This is a genomic window from Sphingomonas sp. Leaf343 (assembly GCF_001423765.1).
In the GTDB taxonomy this organism is placed as follows: domain Bacteria; phylum Pseudomonadota; class Alphaproteobacteria; order Sphingomonadales; family Sphingomonadaceae; genus Sphingomonas.
Genome location: NZ_LMPG01000016.1, coordinates 76,936 through 95,256 on the forward strand (window position 1 = coordinate 76,936; position 18,321 = coordinate 95,256).

An 18,321-nucleotide genomic window follows, 5' to 3' on the forward strand; every position below is an offset into this window, starting at 1 on the left:
CCGCGCTAGGATGTCCGCCCCCCGGTGGTCAATCGGAACCGGCCGCTCCGCGCAGGGGTTGAGCGCGGCATGACCAACCTGACGCTCAACGATGGCCGCTCCATGCCGCAACTCGGCATGGGAACCTGGCAAATCCCCGATCCGCAGGCCGCTTTGGTGGTGCGCAAGGGTATCGATCTCGGCTTCCGACTGGTCGACACCGCTGCAATCTACGGCAACGAACGTGGCGTCGGTGACGGGATCAAGGGCGAGACCGGCGAGGACGGCGATGTCTGGATCACCACGAAGCTGTGGAACGACCGCCACGGCGATGCGGCGGCGGCGCTGGACGAGAGCCTGTCGCTGCTGGGTGTCGACGCGGTCGATCTGTACCTGATGCACTGGCCGGTGCCGCGCGAGGATCGTTTCGTCGAGGCATGGCAGGCGATGATCGCCCTGCGCGATGCCGGCAAGGCCCGCTCGATCGGCGTATCCAACTTCCTGCCCGAGCATCTGGAACGGCTGGCGGCGGAGACGGCGGTGGTCCCCGCAGTCAACCAGATCGAGCTTCATCCGCGTTTCCAGCAGCGGGAGGCGTGCGAGTATCACGACGCACATGGCATCGTGACGCAGAGCTGGAGTCCGATCGGTCAGGGCAAGGACCTGCTGTCCGATTCCGCTATCGTGTCGATCGCCGACCGGCACGGACGATCCGCCGCGCAGGTCGTGATCGCGTGGCATCTGGCGAAGGGCTTCTCCGTCATTCCGAAGGCGTCCAGTCCGGAGCATCTGAGCGACAATGTCGCCGCTGCCGATCTGACGCTGGACGAGGACGATATCGCCGCGATCGACGCGATGGATACGGCGGATGGTCGGCTGGGACCGGACCCGCGCGAGATGTGATGCCGGATGATCCGATCGAGCGGGACAGGGGCGGGCCCCGACGGGACGTCTACCCCAACGCCGCCCCCGCCAGCTTCAGATCCTCGACGAAGCGCGCGAACTCCTCCTCGGCCTGCGCTGCGTCTGGCAGGCGCAGCAGATAGCTGGGATGCACGGTGATCCACGCCGCGCCCCCGTCCGGCAGTCGCATCTCCCGCCCCCGTTCCCGACCGATCGTCATCGTCTTGCCGAATAGCGACCGCGCCGCCGTCGCGCCCAGCGCCACCGTCACCTGTGGCTTCACCAGCATCTGTTCCTGTTCGATCCACCAGCGGCACGCGTCGATCTCGCCCGTGCCGGGCTTGGAGTGGATGCGTCGCTTGCCGCGCTGCTCGAACTTGAAGTGTTTGACGGCATTGGTGACGTAGGTGCGGCTGCGGTCGATCCCCGCCGCCGCCAGCGCCCGGTCGAACACCTGTCCCGCCGGTCCGACGAACGGCTTGCCCGCCAGATCCTCCTGATCGCCCGGCTGCTCGCCGACGAACATCAACGCCGCATCGACCGGTCCCTCGCCGAATACCGTCTGCGTCGCCGGCTTGTAGAGCGGACAACGGGTGCAGCCCGCCGCCTCCTCGCGCAACGCCTCCCATGCGGCGATGCTGTTGCCGCCGACATCCTGTCGCGCCGTCTCGATCATCCTTGCCTCCCGCGCCTGCGCGCCCGCGATCAGCTGTGGCACCAGCTGCGTTTCGGGCATGTTCTTCCAGTATTTCCGCGGCATCTCCCGCAGCATCGCGCCGACCTTCACGCGCGCGGGGTTGAAGATGCTGGCGTAATAGGTCTTCCAGACCTCCTCGGTCGGATCGCCCTCCGGCGCGTCCGCCTTGTTCGCGCCGGGTCCCTCCTGCAACGTCTCGCCGTCCCAGTGCAGCGACACCTCGGGCGTCAGGATCGACCAGCGCATGCTGGCGAAGCGATTGACGAAGAACGCCGCGTTGGCGCGGACGATGTGATGATCAGGCTCGAACCACGCGACATAGCGCGACCCCTCCGCATCCTCGACCTCCCGGAAACGCAGGAACGCTCGCATCTTGTGGATATCGCGGCGCACGTCCTTGGCGATCCGATCCAGCCGCCGAACCAGCGGGTCGGCACGGTCCTCGACCAGCTTGGGCTCCTGCCGCAATCGCGCGAGCAGCGTGTAGAGCAGCGCGAACCGCTCCGGCTCGGACGACAGCACGACACTGCGCGCGAGATCGATGAAGGTCCGCGGCACCGAGAAGCCGGTCGATGCCGGCACCGCCCGCGCCTCCGCTTCCCCGGCGAACAGGTCGGTGGCGACGTCGCCGACCTGCCAGACGACATCGTCCGGCGGGACCTCGTCGGCGGCCAGACCCCGCGCCGCATCGCGCCAGCCATCGAAATCGTCCGGCTGATCCAACGTCACCACGCGCATTCGCAGCTCCTTTAAACCCTTGGCAAGCCGCGGCCTTTACGCCGCTCCCGGATGACGCCGCGATCCGTCCGCATCCCATGGCCGATCAACGCGTCGGCGGCGCTGCTGTTGCTTGCCGCCGCTTACGGCGTGTTCTCGACGCCCGCCCTGATCGATCGCTGGGGCGCGTCGGTATGGGGTGTCGTACTGTTCGGTGGCTGGGCGGCGCTGGGCGGCGGCGTGCTGCCCCGCGCAGTCCGGGCGCCGTCGTGGCTCGGCTGGGCGATGTTCGGCGTCGCCGCGATCGGCCTGAGAACAGGCAGCGCCCTGTTGGTCGCGAACCGGACCTCTCCGGGTGATTCCCAAGTCTATATCGATCTGGCCCAGCACCTGCTCGCCGGTCGGGGGCTGACGATCCACGACCGGTGGCTTGATATCGATGTCTGCGCCTTCTATCCGCCGCTCTATCCGCTGGTGCTGGCGGGATGGGGGTGGGTCGCGGGGTTTTCCACGGCGTCGCTGACCGTCCTGTCTACCGCGATCGACCTGCTGGTCGGCGCAACGATCGTACGGCTCGGCGGGCGCATCGCCGATCGGCGCGTCGGGATCGCGGCGGCGGCTCTCTATCTGATCTGGCCGGCAACGCTGTTTTCCGCGCCACTTGCGCAGAAGGAGGGGTTGGGCGTGCTGCTCGCCGTCATGCTCGCGGTGGCGTGGTACGACGCGGGCAAGACCCCGGCGTGGCGGCGCGCGGCGGCGATCGGTATCCCGACCGGGCTGCTCGCGCTGACGCAGCCGGGCTGGGCACCGCTGGCGCTCGCGTTCGGGCTGGCGGCCGGGTTTCGGATCGGCTGGCGGCGGATGCTGACGGTGGGGATTCCGGCCGCTGCTATCGCCGCCGTGACGATGCTGCCGTGGTGGCTCCGCAATGTCGCGCTGTTCGGCGGGTTCGTTCCGCTGACCAGCGTGTCCGGCCTCAGCCTCTGGATCGGCAACAATCCGGCGGCGACAGGGCGCTGGATGCAGTATCCCGCGTCGTTGCGGGGGTTGCCGGAGCTGGAAGTGGGGCACGCCGCCGGAGCGATGGCGCGAGAGTGGATCATGACGCATCCCGCGGATTTCGTCCGACTGACCGCCGCCAAGGCGATCCGTGCTCTCGGTCTCGCGCAAAGCGGCGTGTCGCGCCTCGCCGCGATGCAGCCGCCGATCGCGCCTGTCGCCACTGCCGCGCTGCTGCCGTTCGCGCAGGCGGCGCAGACGACCGCCCTCGCCCTGACGGCGGCGGCGCTCCGGTTCGACCGCCGCGCACCGTCGGCATTTCTGGTCGCCGCGCTGGCGCACATGCTGCTGGTCGACGTCTGGTTCGAATTCGACGAGCGGCACCGCGATGTCGTGACGCCGTTCCTGCTCCTGACGCTTGCCGCCGGTGCCGCCGCGTATCTCAGGCGGCGAACAGTTCCAGCTGCTGCCGCTTCGGCGCGACCAGTGGCCTGATCTCGGCACGATCGGCCAGCACCACCGGCCGCCAGTCCTCCGCGATGATGAACGGCCGCAGCTTGGCGATCGACACCGTCAGCCGCGCGATATCGTCCAGCCGCAACCGTCGCCAGCGACGGCTGGTCAGAATACCGTTCACTGCCTTCACGCCCAGTCCCGGGACGCGCAGCAGCATCTCGCGCGGAGCACGATTGACGTCGACCGGAAACCGGTCGCGGAACTTCAGCGCCCAGGCCAGCTTGGGATCGATGTCGAGCGGCAGCATCCCCGTCGCTGCGTCCGCGGCGGACACCACCTCCGCCGGCGTGAAGTCGTAGAAGCGCATCAGCCAGTCCGACTGGTACAGCCGATGTTCGCGCATCAGGGGCGGGCGTTGCAGCGGCAGGACCGACGACGCATCGGGGATCGGGCTGAACGCCGAATAATAGACGCGGCGCAGTCCGAACCGGTCGTACAGGGTCGACGCCCGCGTCACGATGTCGCCATCGGTCGCCGAATCCGCGCCGACGATCATCTGCGTCGACTGGCCGGCGGGCGCGAAGCGGGGCGCGGACTTGTATTTCTTCCGCGCATCGTCCGAATCGGCGATCGACGCCTTCACGTCACGCATCGCGCTCTCGATCCGCACGCCGTCCTTTTCCGGAGCGAGCCGCTTCAGTCCGCCGACGGTCGGCAATTCGACGTTGATCGACACGCGATCGGCATACAGCCCCGCCTGATGCACCAGTTCGGGGTCGGCATCCGGTATCGTCTTGAGATGGATATAGCCGCGAAAGCCATGATCTTCGCGCAGCGACCGCGCGACCTCGACCATCTGTTCCATCGTATAGTTGGAGGATCGGATGATCCCCGACGACAGGAACAAGCCCTCGATATAATTGCGCCGGTAGAAGGCGAGGGTAAGATTGACGACCTCCTGCGCGGTGAATCGCGCGCGGCGGACGTTCGAACTCTTCCGGTTGATGCAGTAATGACAGTCGAAGATGCAGCTGTTGGTCAACAGGATCTTCAGCAGCGAGATGCAGCGACCGTCCGGCGCATAGGCGTGACAGATGCCATGCCCTTCCGTCGAACCGATCCCCTTGCCGTCGCGGCTGTTCCGTTTCGCCGTTCCGGACGACGCACAGGACGCATCGTACTTCGCGGCATCGGCCAGGATTTCCAGCTTCTGTCGGGTATCGAGCTGCGCCATCGCGTTCGACATACGTTCTCGCAGGGGGGCGTTCAAGCAGTGGCGAGAAGGTAAGCTGGAGGAAGTAACCCAGATTATCGAAGGGGCGGGAATGATCCCGCCCCTCCGACGGGTCAGCGCTTGCCGCGCAGCGTGTTGAGGATCGCCAGACCGACCACGCCGATCAGCGCAGCGGCAGCGTAAGGCCGCTCCTTGGCGAAGCTCTTCGCCTTCTCGACCACCGGGCCGGGATTGGCGATCGCCTCGCGTGCGGCGCCGGCCGCCTGCTTGGCCGTGCCGACGACCTGATCGGCGACACCCTCGCCGCGCAGCGAATCATTGCCTAGCGCGGCGCCCGCGACTTCCTTGACGTTGCCGGTCAGCTTCTGCGTGTCACCTTCGAATGCGGTCGCGTTCATGATCGATCCTTCTGATTGGAAATGCCGGATCGTGAACGGTCGTCGCGCCGGAAAGTGCCGCGGGCGCAACGACTGTTCGCGCGTGGCCGGAACCTACCGTCCGCCCGCGACTTGGATGAAATCGTCGGCAGGGGGATCGGATATGAAAACGAAGCGCGCTGTGCTGGCCGCAGCGATGACGGGCGGGCTCGCGATATCCGGGGAGGCCGGAGCGCAGACCTTCGTCGACGTCTTCGCCGGCCGGTCCTGGCCCGAACGGACGGCGGCGACGCTGACCGCGAACGAGGCGCGCATCAACGGACAGATCGTGCCCGCGGACCTGCGCATCGCAATCGAATCGCTGAAGCCGACCCGCTCCGACATCTACGGCGCACGCGTCGGCCACTGGTTCGGACCGTTCGGCATCGCCCTCGATGCCGCGACGCTCGATCCCGATGTGAAGCGGCAGACCCTCCGCGCCACCGCCAACCTCCGCCTCGACGAGCAATTGTTCGGCGAAGAGGTCGTGATCGACCCCGGCGAGTCGGTGGCGGTCGACATCCCGCGCCTGACCGTGCCGACGACCGCGACGTTCGCGGCGCTGGCGATGGTCCGCGTCCCGGGCGGCGGCGTCGAACCCTATGCGTTTGCCGGGCCGGCCTATCTCGTTACGGATGCCGACATCGGCGGCAATTGGGGCCTGCGCGCGGGCGGGGGCGCGAAGCTGATGCTGACGCGCTGGCTGGGGGTGTTCGCCGAGTATCGCTACACCCGCGTCGCCGCGGATGCGATCGCCGGGCGGATCGGCGGAGAGGTCGCAGGCAATACCGGGACGACCGGCGACATCCGCATCGACCTGAACATCCGCAACCACAGCGCGGTCGGCGGCCTGAGCTTCAACTTCTAGAAGAAAAGGGCAGCTTCCAGAAAAAAGGGCAGCCGCGCGATCGCGACTGCCCCGTAGTTCGGGTGCCGGGCACAGGGGGGAGGCCCGGCCCGATCCCTCTGGCCGCCGATCGTTGCGGTATTATGTCGGTATGTTGCCGCAATGCGGCACGGCCGCCTTATTCAGGCGATATCACCCGGCTGCGACCAGCGTCTCCGCCGCCTGAAGATCGACCGACACGAGCCGACTGACTCCGCGTTCGATCATCGTCACGCCGAACAGCCGGTGCATCCTGCTCATCGTCACGGCGTTGTGCGTGACGATCAGATAGCGGGTCGCCGTTTCCTGCGTCATCCGGTCGAGCAGGTCGCAGAACCGCTCGATATTCGCATCGTCCAGCGGCGCGTCGACCTCGTCCAGCACGCAGATCGGTGCCGGATTGGTCAGGAACAGCGCGAAGATCAGCGCGACCGCCGTCAACGCCTGCTCCCCGCCCGACAACAGGGTCAGCGATTGCAGACGCTTGCCGGGCGGCTGCGCCATGATCTCCAGCCCCGCCTCCAGCGGATCGTCCGAATCGATCATCTCCAGATGCGCGGTGCCCCCGTCGAACAGTGTCGCGAACAGCCGCCGGAAATGCCCGTCCACCGCCTCGAACGCGGCACGCAGCCGCTGGCGGCCTTCGCGGTTCAGCGTCTGGATCGATCCGCGCAAGCCCGTCACCGCCTCGCCCAGTTCCGCACGCTCGGCGGCGATCGTCGCGCCCGACGATTCCAGTTCCGCCAGCTCGCGCCCGGCGACGAGGTTCACCGGCCCGATCCGCTCGCGTTCCGCCGACAATTTCTCGTGCGCGCGCGATTCCTCGCCCGGCGAGCGCACGTCGGCGCCGGCGAAGGTCAGTCGCTCCGGCAGTACGGGCGCGGGACAGCCGAAGCGCTCGCCGGACAGCCGCCCCATCTCGACCCGGCGCAGTTCCTGGTTCTCGACCCGCGCTAGGGCACCGGCGCGTGCTTCCCGCGCCCGACCCAGCGTCTCGACCGCCGCCCGGTGCCGCGCCTCCGCCGCCAGCAGGGTCGCCTCCGCGTGGTGTTCCGCCGCGATCAGTGCGTCGACCGCGACGCGGGCGGCATCATGGTCCGCCGCCATGTCGGCGATCTGCGCCGCCAGCAGGGCGGGACGGGGCGCGAGGGCATCACGTTCCGCAAGGATCGTCGCCTCCCGCACCGCCATCGCCGCGATCCGCTTCGCCGCCTCGCCCGCGCGCGTCCGCCACGATTTCACCTCCGCCTGCGCCGCCGCCCGGCGCTCGCGATCCGCCAGCACCGCCCGGTCGAGCGAAGTTCGCGCAGCCCGCGCTTCGGCGACCGCCAGCCGTCGCTCGCCGGCCTCCCGCGACAGCGCCTCCGCGCGCGCAGCACTCGCCGATCCGTCCGGCAGCGCCGCGACGGCGGCCTCCGCTCGCACGCGATCCGCCTCGGCGGCGTCATGATCGCCCGCCAGCCGCGCCGCCCGCGCGTCGAGATCGGTGCGCTGCCCGGCCAGCCGCTCCACCTGCGCGGCGGCCGAGTCCTCCGCACGCTGCGCATCCCGCGCCTCGTTCTCGACCCGCGCCAGCCGCGCGCGTGCGTCCGCCGCCGCGGCGCGCGCCTCCGCCATCGCCGCATCCACCTGCGCCCGCGCCGCGTCGCTCGTCGCCACCGCCTGCACCGCGGCGGGACGCGCCGCGATCAGCATGTCCAGCCGGGTGAGCCGCTCCAGCCGTTCCGCCGTCGCGCCACCGGCCTGCGCCGCGCGGAACCCGTCCCAGCGGCGCAGCGCCCCCGCCCGCGTCACCAGCCGCTGCCCGGCCGCCAGCGTCTGTCCGTTGTCCGTCTCCACCACGAAGACCTGCGCCAGCCGCCGCGCCAGCGCTTCGGGCGCGACGACATGATCCGCAAGCACCGCCGCATCGGCGATCGGGGCGGGATCGTCGGGCTGCACCGCCGCGCCGGTCCACGCCTCCGGCCCGACCTCCAGATCGTCGCCCAGGGCCGCGGCCAGCGCACGCTCGTATCCCGCGTCCGGCTTGCACCGGTCGACCAGCCGCGCGGCCCCGGCCCGCTTCGTTGCCCGCTCCAGCACCGTCGCTTCGCTGTCGATCGCCGCCAGTTCCGCGCGCGCCGCGGCCCGCGCCGTCTCGGCGGTGTCGCGGTTCGCAAGCGCGGCCCGTTCCGCGATCTCCGCCGCCCCGATCGCATCCCGCGCCGCGTCCGCCTGCGTCAGGGAGCGGGCCCGCCGTGCCGCCGCCGCGGTTCGTTCGGCCTCCAGCGGCCCCGCCGGCGGCAGCGCGCGCAGCGCCGCCGTCACCTCCGCCACCTCGCGCGCGACCCGATCGCGCCGGGCCGCCGCCGCCGCCAGTGCGGCTGTCGCGACGCGCGCCTCCGCCGCCTCGCCCGCCCGCGCAGCCATCGCCTGCGCCAGTGCCACTTCAGCGTCGCGACCCGCGCGCTCCGCCTCCGATAACGCGGCCTCCAGCACCGGCGCCTGCTCTTCCGCCGCGCCGATCGCCGCGTCGAGGCGCCTGCCCTCCGCCGCCAGTACCTCCAGCGCCGCCGTCGCATCGGTCGCCAGCGATCCCTCGCGGGCGCGATCGTCGGCAATGCCTGCCAGCGTCGCGTCGAGCTCCGCCAGCCGACGGCTTGCGTTCGTCGCCTCGGTTCTCAGCGCCCCCAGCGCATGGCCGGCCTCGCTCGCCCGGTCGCGCGCCGTGAGCGCCGCCGCCCGTGCCGTGGAGACGCGGTCGGCCGCGTCGTGCCGGATCGCCGCCACCGTCGCCTCGTCGTTCGCCGCCTCCGTCACCGCCGCCTCGCAGGCCGCGGCCTCCGTCAGCGCCGCATCCGCCGCCTCCTTCGCGTCGCGCCAGCGGGCGTAGATCATCCGCGCTTCCGCCAGACGGATACGGTCGGACAGGTCGCGATACCGCTCGGCCGCGCGCGCCTGCCGCCTGAGCGATGCGACGCGCGCGCCCTGATCGGCCAGTATTTCGTCCAGACGCGCCAGATTGGCCTCCGTCGCGCGCAGCCGCATCTCCGCGTCGCGGCGACGGACGTGCAGCCCGGCGACGCCGGCGGCTTCCTCCAGCATCTGGCGACGGTCGGTGGGCCTGGCGGCGATCACCGCGCCGATGCGGTTCTGGCTGACGAGCGCGGGCGAGTGCGCGCCTGTCGCGGCATCCGCGAACAACAGGCCGATATCCTTCGCGCGCACGTCCCGCCCGTCGATCCGGTAGGCGGAGCCCGCGCCGCGCTCGATCCGGCGGACGACCTCCGTCTCGCTGTCGTCGGCGGTGTCGAGCAGGATCGACACCTCGGCGAAATCGCGGGGCGGGCGCGTCGCGGTGCCGGCGAAGATCACGTCGTCCATGCCCGCGCCGCGCAGCGACTTCGCGCTGCCCTCGCCCATCGCCCAGCGCAGCGCCTCCAGCAGGTTGGATTTGCCGCAGCCGTTCGGCCCGACGACCCCCGTCAGCCCTTCGCGGATGATGAGGTCGGCGGGCTCGACGAAGCTCTTGAAACCGGCCAGCCGTAGCCTCTTGATCCGCATCCGGTGGCCTTTTTCTCCTGAATCCTCCCCGTACCGTGGAGGACTTAGCTTTCTACGCCCCCGCCGCCTTCAAAGCCTTCTCCAGCGACTCCCAGGTAATTCCGTCCACCTTGTTGCCGTTGATGAGCAGGGTCGGCGTGCCAGATACGGTGCCGTCCTGCCCCTTGGTCTGGGTCTGCTTGGTCAGCGCGTCGATCCGGCCCATGTCGGTCAGGCAGGCACGCGCCTTCGCCTCGGGCAGGCCGCGCTGCTTCATGAAGTCGATGATGCCCATCTGCTCCGCGAACAGCAGGATCGCCTGCGCGGGTGGCGCAGCCTGGATCCGCTGCTGCGCGTCGGCAGGCATGCCCTGCCATTTCGCGACGAAGGCGTCCTGATTGGCGTACATCTGCTCCAGCACCGGGAAGAAGGTCGCGGTGTCGCCGCACGCGCCGAGCAGCGCCGGCGGCAGGTCGGCCGCACCGTGGATCAGGAACTCACGAAACTCGAAGCTGACCTTGCCCGACTTGACGTACGTGCCGATCAGCGGCGTGTACGCCTCGTCCGCCAGCCCCTTGCACGCCGGGCACAGCCGCGATCCGTATTCGACCAGCTTGATCGGCGCGTCGGGATTGCCGACGACGACGCCCTCCTCGGTCTTCGCCACCGTCTGCGTCCAGTCGCTGCCGTTCGGCGCGGCCTGTGCGGCGACGGGGGCGGCATTCGTGGAATTGCCGCCGCTACCCTGACCCGAGCAGGCCGCCAGTGCGAGGAGCGGAAGAAGGAACGCGAGCTTCATGGGATACTCCTATTTCGCGCCCCGGGCGCGCAGAACGGGTTCCAGCTTCGCCCAGTCCACATTGGGAACCAGCGTGCCGTCGACATAGAAAGTGGGCGTGCCCTGCACCTCGGCGGGCACCGACGCGTTGAGCTTGGCGACCGAGTCCAGTGCCGCCTGCGTCGCGAAGCAGGCCGCGACCTGCCGCTCGGTCAGCCCGTTCGCCTTGCCGATCGCGGTCAGTCCCGCGCCATCGGCGATGCGCCGGAACGCCGTCGGCTTGTCCAGCTTGTCTAGCGCCTCGCCATTCGCGCGCAGGAACGTCTCGCCGGTGGCCATCCACGTGTCCTGACCCGCGAAGATCGCCGCATGCCGCGCCGGAAAGCCCGCCGGGCCACCGCACCGCGCGATCGTCACCGCCGCCAGATCGAGCGCGTCGCGCACCAGATGCCGGATCGTCAGGCTGGTGGACCCGGACCGGACCATCTGGTTCTTCAGCACCGGCGTCGATTCGGTGGTGAAGTGGCCGCAATGCGGGCAGGTGTAGCTGACATATTCGGTCAGCTTCACACGCGCCGCCGGGTTGCCGATCGTCCACGCGCCGTCCGCGCCTGCAGTGACGTTGGTCGCCCAGTCGCGCGCCGGCACGGCGGCGGCGAGCAATACGAACGGCAGAACGGCGAACCAGCGCATCACGACACCTTGGGCAGGCCGCGGCTGGCAGCGACGCCCGCGGCGAGGGATTCGAGAACGGCGCGCAGTTCGGGATCGGCGATCGCCTTGATCCCCTCGCCCATCTCGACCGGCACCGGCCTCAGCGACGGCGGTGCGGTGCGGCGGGGGGCGGGGGCGATGACCTCGCCCTGCCGGATCTGCACGCGCGCGACGGCGGCGTGGCCGAAGAAGCGGTTCACCCGCTCGATGATCTCCGGCACGACATGCTGCAGCATCACCGCATGTGCGCCTTTCACGGTCAGTGTGAGCGTACCGTCCTGCTTCTTGCCGACCGGAAAGCGGATCGACTCGGGCGCAGAGGCGGAGGCGAGCCGTTCGCCGACGATCTCCGGCCAGCGGCTGACGATCGACGACTGGACGAAGCCGAACTTGCGGAACGCGGCACCGCCGATGTCCGGCAACAGCTCGGACACCGCACGCGACCGGTTCGACCGCACGAGTTCTGGTTTGGGGGCGCGGATGCGCTTGCTCATGTCCGCCGCCATGCCATAGCGATCCGGTGGACGCAAAGCGCAGTTCGATCTCCGAAAACCTTCTGGCGTGGTACGATGTGCACGCCCGCATCCTGCCGTGGCGCGCGCTGCCGGGCGAGGCGCCCGACCCTTACCGCGTCTGGCTTTCGGAGGTGATGCTGCAACAGACGACGGTCGCCGCGGTCCGCCCCCGATTCGCGGCGTGGGTGGCGCGCTGGCCGGACTTCGCCAGCCTCGCGGCGGCCGACGAGGCGGACGTGATGGCGGCGTGGGCCGGCCTTGGCTATTATGCCCGCGCGCGCAATCTGGTGAAGGCGGCGAAGGCCGTCGTCGCGGATCATGGCGGTGCGTTTCCGGGCACGGAGGCACAACTCCGCACGCTGCCCGGCCTCGGCGCGTACACCGCCGCCGCGGTCGCTGCGATCGCGTTCGGGGAGCGGGCGGTGGTGGTCGATGCCAATGTCGAGCGCGTCGTCGCGCGGCTGTTCGCGATCGAGACGCCGCTGCCCGCCGCCCGTCCGGCGATCCGCGCCGCCGCCGACACGATCACGCCCGACGCGCGCGCCGGCGATTTCGCGCAGGCGATGATGGATCTCGGCTCCGGCCTGTGCACCGTGCGCGCGCCGAAATGCCTGCTCTGCCCGCTCCGAGACGATTGCGCCGGCTTCGCGCAAGGGCAGCCGGAGCGCCTGCCGGTGAAAGCCGCCAGACGCGCGCGTCCCCGGAAATACGGCACGATCTTCTGGCTGGAACAGGGGGGCGACATCCGCCTCGTCCGGCGTCCGCCCAAGGGGCTGCTCGGCGGAATGCGCGCGTTGCCGACCGGGCCGTGGTCGACCGAGCGTCCGGCCCTGGCCGACCCGCCGGCGGTCACCGACTGGCGGATACTGCCGGTGACGATTAGCCACGGTTTCACGCACTTCGATCTGGAATTGGCGCTGGCAGTCGGCGTCGGGGAGGCGCAGGAAGACGGCGAGTGGTGGCCGATCGCCGATCTGTCGGCGGCGGGCCTGCCCACCCTGTTCGCCAAGGCCGCGGAGGCGGTCATCGAGTCTACGTCCGCGGAGGCGGTCATCGAATCAAAGGCCGCGGAGGCGGTCATCGGGAGAGAGATATGAAGACCTGGCTGCTGCTGCCGTTGATTGCCTTGTCCGCCCCATCCACCGCGCAGATCGCCGCACCGCAGTCGACGCCCGGTTCGTCGGCGCCTGCGCAACCGGCCGGCCGCACGCTGCTGACCGCGACGCAGGCGCTGTTCGACGGATATATCCGCGACGACAAGATGCCCGGCATCGTCGGTGCGTTCGGGGTCGGCGATCGTCCGCCCGTCTATGTGCAGGCCGGTCGCGTCGCCGACGAACCGACCGCCCATGCCGCCGATCCGCAGGCGCTCTGGCGCATCTATTCCATGACCAAGCCGGTCACCGGCATGGCGGCGATGCTGCTGATCGAGGACGGCAAGCTCAAGCTCGACGATCCCGTCTCGAAGTACATCCCCGCCTTCGCGAAGATGCGCGTCCTGACCAATCCGCAGGCCAGTCTCGACTCGAAGCCCGCGACGACGCCGATGACGATCCGCCATCTGCTGACGCACACCGCCGGCCTCAGCTATTCGATCGTCGCGAAGGGGCCGCTGCTCGCCGAATATGAGCGGCTTGGCCTGTTGCCGCTGGAGGTCAATGCGGCGGCGGAAGAGAAGATGAAGCTGGTCCGTCCGAAATCGCTGGAGGAGTTCGCGAATCGCGTGGCGACGGTGCCGCTGATCGCGGAGCCCGGCACGGTGTGGAGCTATTCGATCGGCCTCGACGTGCTCGGCCGCGTCATCGAGGTCGCCAGCGGGATGCCCTTCGACCGCTTCCTCCAGACGCGCATCTTCGCGCCGCTGAAGATGACGTCGACCGGCTTCTACGCGCCGACCCGCGACCGTGCGCGCCTCGCCACCAACTACACGATCGTCGGGCAGCAGCGCGTGCCGCTCGATCCCGGCGCGACCTCGATCTACCTGTCGCCGCCAAGCTTTCCTTACGGCGGTGCGGGCCTCGTCTCGTCGGCGCAAGACTATGATCGGTTCCTGCACATGATTGCGGCCCGCGGCACGGTCGACGGCGTGCAGGTGATGAAGCCGGAGACGGTGGCGCTCGCCACCTCCAACCTGTTGCCGGCGGGTGTCTTCTTCGAGGGCGATCAGGGTTACGGCGCGGGCGGATCGGTGCGGCTGACCGACAAGCCGGGCGGCTCGTCCAAGGGCACCTATGCCTGGGGCGGTGCGGCGGGCACGCTGGCATGGGTCGATCCGGCCCGCAATTTCCGCGCGACGGTGATGGTCAATTACTTCCCCGGCACCGCCTATCCGCTGGCGGACGATGTCGGGCGCGCGCTGTTGCAGGACATGCAGCGGCTCCACGGCGGCAATCCGCCGCGGTGAGCGATCGGGTGATGACGAAGATGATCGGCTTCACCGGCGGCCCGCTGGATCGGGGCGACGCGCTGCGCCACGATATCGATGCGCTGGCGGCGGCGAAAGCCGATCCGCGGGCGCGGCTGCTGATGCTGGAGGGATATACGCCGGCCTATGACGGCGATCGTCTCGCCTGGACAGCGCTGCCGCCGGACGGTGCGGAACTGGCGCTGCTCGGCCTCGATCGCTACGGCGTCCCGCATTTCGCGACGATCACCGGCGAACGCGCGCAGGGTCGCTCGTTCGACCTGATCGCCACGCTGCACGACCTCGTACCCGGAGAGGCGGCGACCTATGCCGGCGCACGGTCGCTGCTCGACTGGCACGCGCGGCACGGCTTCTGCGCGAATTGCGGATCGCCGACCGCCATTTTCCGCGCCGGCTGGGGCCGCGGCTGCCCGGCTTGCGGAACGGAGCATTTCCCTCGCGTCGACCCCGTCGTCATCATGATCGCGGAGCATGACGACCGCGCCTTGCTGGGGCGCCAGCCGGCGTTTCCACCCGGCCGCTACTCTGCGCTGGCGGGGTTCCTCGAACCCGGCGAATCGATCGAGGAAGCCGTCGCGCGCGAAATCGGCGAGGAAGCGGGCATCGCCGTCACCGACGTGCGGTATGTCGCCAGTCAGCCCTGGCCGTTTCCGTCATCGCTGATGATCGCCTGCACCGCCCGCGCACTGGACGACCGCATCACGCTCGACACCAACGAGCTGGAGGACGCGATCTGGGTGTCGCGAGGCGAGGTCCGTGCGGTCCTCGCCGGGGAGAAGGGGCCGTTTCTTGCACCGCCGGCCTATGCGATCGCCCATACGTTGCTGTCGGCGTGGGCAGAGGCGACACCCGCGGGGTCGTAATTCTACGATTGTTGCAAACGTAGAGGCGTAAACCGTCACTGGGCATGCGGCTCTGAACCGCCATTCGCCCATCACGCCGTGTCGTAGCGACCTTCTTTGCTCTCGATGCTGATCTGCATCTGCTCCAGCAGGGCCAGCGATCGGCGCAGCACCGTCTTCGACTCCTTGTTCTCGCTGGCGCTTTCCTCCTTCACCTCGCTCGCGCTCTCGATCGCCTCGATCGCCTGCGCCTTGGTCAGCGCGCCATTGTCGATCAGGCTGTGGATCAGGCTCTCGATCAACAGCAGCGCCGCCTGACCCTGCGCGTCGGGTCTGGGATTGGCGTCGTGCTGGAAGGAGGAATCTTCGGAGGAGTTCGGGTTCGACATGCTCGTCTCTGGTTCGGACCACATTGATAATGCGGGAAGAACACCGAAGTTGCGTGACCGTCAAGCAAGCCGGCGAGTGGGCCGTCAGCCGCGGGCGCGGGCCTGTCGATAGGTGCCCAGCACGCGCAGCCATTTGCTGTGGAAACCCAGCTCCTCGATCGCGTGATCGAAATTCGCATCGCCCGGCCGCCCGTCGACATCGGCCATGAACTCGGTCGCGGCGAAGCTGCCGCCGCGCTGATAGCTTTCCAGCTTGGTCATGTTGACGCCGTTGGTCGCGAAGCCGCCCATCGCCTTGTACAGCGCGGCGGGCACGTTCTTCACCTCGAAGATCAGCGTCGTCATCCACGGACCCTCGCCGCTCGCCGGCCGCCCGCCCCGTGCCAGCGTCACGAACCGGGTCATATTGTGGTCGGCATCGGCGATGTCGGTCGCCAGCAATCCCAGCCCGTACAGCGCGGCGGCGGCGGGCGGGGCGAGCGCGGCGACCGTAGCATCGCCCAGTTCCGCGACGCGGGCCGCCGCGCCGGCAGTGTCGGGATAGGCGATCGGTTCGATCCGCCGCGCCTTCAGCCAGTGGCGGCACTGGCCCAGCGCCTGCGGATGGCTCATCGCCTGACGAATATCGTCGATCGGCCCCAGCGCCATCAGCGCGTGGCGGATCGGCAGGAAATGCTCGCCGGTGATGACCAGCCCCGATTCGGGCAGCAGGAAGTGCATGTCGGCGACGCGGCCGTGCAGCGAATTCTCGATCGGGATGACGGCGCAGTCGGCGCGTCCCTCCTTCACCGCATCGATCGCATCGGCGAAATCGAAGCAGGGCAGCGGTAGCCCCTCCGGGAACGCCTGCACCGCGGCGACATGGCTGTTGGCACCGGGTGCGCCCTGGAAGGCGACGGCACGTTCGGGTTCGGCGGCGGCGGCGGCGGTCATCGCCGCGACCAGCGCTTCGGCGGGGGCGGCGAAACTCTGCATGGGCGCTGGCGTTAGGCTGGCAGGGGGCTTGCGATCAAGCGCCGCTTGCGGTCCGAGCTAGGCTTTCCTAAGGACGACCCAAATATTCTGGGGCAAAAGATGGACCTGAAGACCAACACGATCGCGGGATGGGCGCTGGGCGCAGGCATCGTCGCGCTCGGCTCGGCGATCGTCGGCAACATGCTGTTCGAGGGGCATCGCCCGGAAAAGATGGGCTACGCGATCGAGGGCGTCGAGGAAGCGGGCGGCGGCGAGGCCGCGGCGGTGCCGATCGCGTCGCTGCTGCCGACCGCCGATGCCGCCAAGGGCGCGGAAGTGTTCAAGAAGTGCGCCGCATGCCACACCATCAACCAGGGCGGCGCGAACGGGGTCGGCCCGAACCTGTACGCCACGATGGGCGAGGCGATCGCGCAGGGTAAGGGCGGCTTCGCCTTCTCCGACGCGCTGAAGTCGGTCGGTGGCAAATGGGATTTCGACAAGATGAACGCGTGGCTGACCAGCCCGCGCAAGTTTGCCAACGGTACCAAGATGACTTTCGCGGGTCTCGGCAACGCGCAGGACCGCGCGAACGTGATCCTGTACCTGAACCAGCAGGGATCGAACCTGCCGCTGCCCGCCGCGCCCGCGGCAGGTGCGGCTGCGCCCGGTGCCGCTCCGGCGGAAGGCGATGTCGCGCCCAAGGGTGAGAATGCCGAGGAAGTCGGCGCGCGCGGCAACACCGCAGACATCGGCAATACCGGCACGCCGGCCAGCGGTGCCCCGTCGATCGATCCGGAAGCGGCTCGCAAGGGCGCACGGACGGAATAACCGGTCGCTCCCGAACATGACGAAGGCGCGCCTACCGGTCGGTGGGCGCGCCTTCGTCATGTTCGGGGTGGCGCTGTTCTAAACGCAGCCAATGGTTTGGTGGACCGTGCTACCGCGAAGAAGGGCCGGGACCGGATCACGTCGAAACGTCGCGTCGGACCAAACCCGGCCTAAGCTTTCGCGGCGTCTTCCTGACGCGCGCGCTCCTCGTAGAAGTTGCGGACCACGTCCCACGCCTCTTCGGCGGTCTCCACATAGGTGAAGATCGACAGGTCGCGCTCCGACACGACGCCTTCCTCGACCAGCGCGTCGAAGTTCACGACCTTCTCCCAGAATGCGCGGCCGACCAGCAGCACAGGGATCGGCGCGATCTTGCCGGTCTGGATCAGCGTCAGCAGCTCGAACAGCTCGTCGAAGGTCCCGAACCCGCCCGGAAATGCCGCCAGCGCGCGGGCATGCAGCAGGAAGTGCATCTTGCGCAGGGCGAAATAGTGGAACTGGAGCGACAGGGCGGGGGTGACATAGGGGTTCGGTGCCTGCTCGTGCGGCAGGACGATATTCAGCCCGACCGACTCGGCGCCGACATCGTGGGCGCCGCGATTGGCGGCTTCCATGATCGACGGTCCGCCACCCGAGCATACGACGAAGTGCCGCCGCCCCGCCTCGTCGCGCGGCAGCCGGCTGGTGATCTGCGCCAACTCGCGCGCCATGTCGTAATAGCGACTCTTGTCGACCAGCCGCTCGGCGATCTTCCGGCTCTTGTCGTCGGTCGCCATGTCCAGCATCGCCTGCGCCTTGGCCGGCTCCGGGATGCGCGCCGATCCGTAGAAGACGAAGGTGGAGGCGATCTTTGCCTCCTCGAACAGCAATTGCGCCTTCAGCAGTTCGAGCTGAAAGCGCACCGGGCGAAGGTCCTCGCGCAACAGGAAGTCCATGTCCTGGAACGCGAGTTTATAGGCGGGGCTCTGCGTCTGCGGCGTGTGGACGACGGCTTCGGCGCTCTCCGCATCCTGCTTGGCACGGGGGAAGACGCGGGACGGTACGCGGGTATCGGTCATCGCCTGCGA

General features: G+C 69.2%; 17 protein-coding genes. 7 read left to right on the forward strand and 10 right to left on the reverse strand.

Translation table 11 applies throughout. The features are described 5' to 3' along the window. Positions 1-69: 69 nt before the first annotated feature. Positions 70-882 (forward strand): aldo/keto reductase, encoded by an 813-nt coding sequence (locus ASG07_RS15765; protein WP_055849108.1) that lies wholly within the window; start codon positions 70-72, stop codon positions 880-882. 49 nt (positions 883-931) lie between these two features. On the opposite strand, the gene ASG07_RS15770 is transcribed toward ASG07_RS15765, so the two are convergent. Beyond that, entirely contained in the window at positions 932-2,317 is a 1,386-nt protein-coding gene (locus tag ASG07_RS15770; RefSeq protein WP_055849112.1) for a UdgX family uracil-DNA binding protein, read from the reverse strand. 51 nt (positions 2,318-2,368) lie between these two features. Between ASG07_RS15770 and ASG07_RS15775 the strand changes: the two genes are divergently transcribed. Further along, a complete protein-coding gene (locus tag ASG07_RS15775) occupies positions 2,369-3,790 on the forward strand; it encodes an ArnT family glycosyltransferase (RefSeq protein ID WP_055849116.1) in 1,422 nt (473 codons plus the stop codon). On the opposite strand, the gene ASG07_RS15780 is transcribed toward ASG07_RS15775, so the two are convergent. Together ASG07_RS15780 and ASG07_RS15785 are read right to left on the reverse strand one after the other, a co-directional pair. Next, a complete protein-coding gene (locus ASG07_RS15780) occupies positions 3,738-4,985 on the reverse strand; it encodes a putative DNA modification/repair radical SAM protein (protein ID WP_055849476.1) in 1,248 nt (415 codons plus the stop codon). The two genes, ASG07_RS15775 and ASG07_RS15780, sit on opposite strands and share 53 nt — an antisense overlap. Positions 4,986-5,098: 113 nt before the next feature. Further along, positions 5,099-5,383, reverse strand: coding sequence for a CsbD family protein (locus ASG07_RS15785; RefSeq protein WP_055849119.1), 285 nt, complete (start codon positions 5,381-5,383; stop codon positions 5,099-5,101). Positions 5,384-5,525: 142 nt separating this feature from the next. Between ASG07_RS15785 and ASG07_RS15790 the strand changes: the two genes are divergently transcribed. Next, entirely contained in the window at positions 5,526-6,269 is a 744-nt protein-coding gene (locus ASG07_RS15790) for an outer membrane protein (RefSeq protein ID WP_055849123.1), read from the forward strand. 171 nt (positions 6,270-6,440) lie between these two features. On the opposite strand, the gene ASG07_RS15795 is transcribed toward ASG07_RS15790, so the two are convergent. Genes ASG07_RS15795 through ASG07_RS15810 form a run of 4 tightly spaced genes read right to left on the reverse strand, consistent with a single transcriptional unit; the run spans position 6,441 to position 11,795 of the window. Further along, positions 6,441-9,830 (reverse strand): chromosome segregation SMC family protein, encoded by a 3,390-nt coding sequence (locus ASG07_RS15795; RefSeq protein WP_055849126.1) that lies wholly within the window; start codon positions 9,828-9,830, stop codon positions 6,441-6,443. 52 nt (positions 9,831-9,882) lie between these two features. Continuing rightward, positions 9,883-10,608, reverse strand: a complete 726-nt coding sequence (locus ASG07_RS15800; protein WP_055849129.1) for a DsbA family protein — start codon at positions 10,606-10,608, stop codon at positions 9,883-9,885. A 9-nt stretch (positions 10,609-10,617) separates the two neighbouring features. Continuing rightward, positions 10,618-11,280, reverse strand: coding sequence for a thioredoxin domain-containing protein (locus ASG07_RS15805; RefSeq protein WP_055849132.1), 663 nt, complete (start codon positions 11,278-11,280; stop codon positions 10,618-10,620). Next, positions 11,280-11,795, reverse strand: coding sequence for a DUF721 domain-containing protein (locus ASG07_RS15810; protein ID WP_236694745.1), 516 nt, complete (start codon positions 11,793-11,795; stop codon positions 11,280-11,282). The genes ASG07_RS15805 and ASG07_RS15810 overlap by 1 nt, the downstream gene beginning before the upstream one ends. A gap of 26 nt (positions 11,796-11,821) precedes the next feature. Between ASG07_RS15810 and ASG07_RS15815 the strand changes: the two genes are divergently transcribed. Genes ASG07_RS15815 through nudC form a run of 3 tightly spaced genes read left to right on the forward strand, consistent with a single transcriptional unit; the run spans position 11,822 to position 15,104 of the window. Next, a complete protein-coding gene (locus ASG07_RS15815) occupies positions 11,822-12,913 on the forward strand; it encodes an A/G-specific adenine glycosylase (RefSeq protein ID WP_055849138.1) in 1,092 nt (363 codons plus the stop codon). Next, positions 12,910-14,220 carry a serine hydrolase domain-containing protein gene (locus tag ASG07_RS15820; protein WP_055849141.1) on the forward strand — a complete coding sequence of 437 codons (1,311 nt, stop codon included), beginning with the start codon at positions 12,910-12,912 and terminating at the stop codon, positions 14,218-14,220. Before ASG07_RS15815 ends, ASG07_RS15820 begins: the two co-directional genes overlap by 4 nt. A gap of 11 nt (positions 14,221-14,231) precedes the next feature. Next, complete coding sequence (gene nudC / locus ASG07_RS15825) at positions 14,232-15,104, forward strand: NAD(+) diphosphatase (RefSeq protein WP_443024615.1); 873 nt, start codon at positions 14,232-14,234, stop codon at positions 15,102-15,104. 71 nt (positions 15,105-15,175) lie between these two features. Here nudC and ASG07_RS15830 read toward each other — a convergent pair whose 3' ends face one another. Both ASG07_RS15830 and ASG07_RS15835 read right to left on the reverse strand, forming a co-directional pair. Continuing rightward, entirely contained in the window at positions 15,176-15,472 is a 297-nt protein-coding gene (locus ASG07_RS15830; protein WP_055849145.1) for a hypothetical protein, read from the reverse strand. An 84-nt stretch (positions 15,473-15,556) separates the two neighbouring features. Continuing rightward, entirely contained in the window at positions 15,557-16,447 is an 891-nt protein-coding gene (locus ASG07_RS15835) for a prephenate dehydratase (RefSeq protein WP_055849148.1), read from the reverse strand. A 99-nt stretch (positions 16,448-16,546) separates the two neighbouring features. Here ASG07_RS15835 and ASG07_RS15840 point away from each other — a divergent pair, with 99 nt between their 5' ends. Next, the gene (locus tag ASG07_RS15840; RefSeq protein WP_055849151.1) at positions 16,547-17,254 is read left to right on the forward strand and encodes a c-type cytochrome; all 708 of its coding nucleotides are present in this window, start codon (positions 16,547-16,549) and stop codon (positions 17,252-17,254) included. A gap of 170 nt (positions 17,255-17,424) precedes the next feature. On the opposite strand, the gene ASG07_RS15845 is transcribed toward ASG07_RS15840, so the two are convergent. Next, positions 17,425-18,312, reverse strand: coding sequence for a TIGR00730 family Rossman fold protein (locus ASG07_RS15845; protein WP_055849154.1), 888 nt, complete (start codon positions 18,310-18,312; stop codon positions 17,425-17,427). Positions 18,313-18,321: the final 9 nt, after the last annotated feature.

Coding starts and splice junctions, on each gene's coding strand:
- nudC (WP_443024615.1), top strand. CDS start 14,232: ATGACGAAGATGATCGGCTTCACCGGCGGCCCGCTGGATCGGGGCGAC.
- ASG07_RS15790 (WP_055849123.1), top strand. CDS start 5,526: ATGAAAACGAAGCGCGCTGTGCTGGCCGCAGCGATGACGGGCGGGCTC.
- ASG07_RS15805 (WP_055849132.1), bottom strand. CDS start 11,280: ATGCGCTGGTTCGCCGTTCTGCCGTTCGTATTGCTCGCCGCCGCCGTG.
- ASG07_RS15800 (WP_055849129.1), bottom strand. CDS start 10,608: ATGAAGCTCGCGTTCCTTCTTCCGCTCCTCGCACTGGCGGCCTGCTCG.
- ASG07_RS15770 (WP_055849112.1), bottom strand. CDS start 2,317: ATGCGCGTGGTGACGTTGGATCAGCCGGACGATTTCGATGGCTGGCGC.
- ASG07_RS15840 (WP_055849151.1), top strand. CDS start 16,547: ATGGACCTGAAGACCAACACGATCGCGGGATGGGCGCTGGGCGCAGGC.
- ASG07_RS15810 (WP_236694745.1), bottom strand. CDS start 11,795: ATGAGCAAGCGCATCCGCGCCCCCAAACCAGAACTCGTGCGGTCGAAC.
- ASG07_RS15835 (WP_055849148.1), bottom strand. CDS start 16,447: ATGCAGAGTTTCGCCGCCCCCGCCGAAGCGCTGGTCGCGGCGATGACC.
- ASG07_RS15830 (WP_055849145.1), bottom strand. CDS start 15,472: ATGTCGAACCCGAACTCCTCCGAAGATTCCTCCTTCCAGCACGACGCC.
- ASG07_RS15780 (WP_055849476.1), bottom strand. CDS start 4,985: ATGGCGCAGCTCGATACCCGACAGAAGCTGGAAATCCTGGCCGATGCC.
- ASG07_RS15775 (WP_055849116.1), top strand. CDS start 2,369: ATGACGCCGCGATCCGTCCGCATCCCATGGCCGATCAACGCGTCGGCG.
- ASG07_RS15765 (WP_055849108.1), top strand. CDS start 70: ATGACCAACCTGACGCTCAACGATGGCCGCTCCATGCCGCAACTCGGC.
- ASG07_RS15820 (WP_055849141.1), top strand. CDS start 12,910: ATGAAGACCTGGCTGCTGCTGCCGTTGATTGCCTTGTCCGCCCCATCC.
- ASG07_RS15845 (WP_055849154.1), bottom strand. CDS start 18,312: ATGACCGATACCCGCGTACCGTCCCGCGTCTTCCCCCGTGCCAAGCAG.
- ASG07_RS15795 (WP_055849126.1), bottom strand. CDS start 9,830: ATGCGGATCAAGAGGCTACGGCTGGCCGGTTTCAAGAGCTTCGTCGAG.
- ASG07_RS15785 (WP_055849119.1), bottom strand. CDS start 5,383: ATGAACGCGACCGCATTCGAAGGTGACACGCAGAAGCTGACCGGCAAC.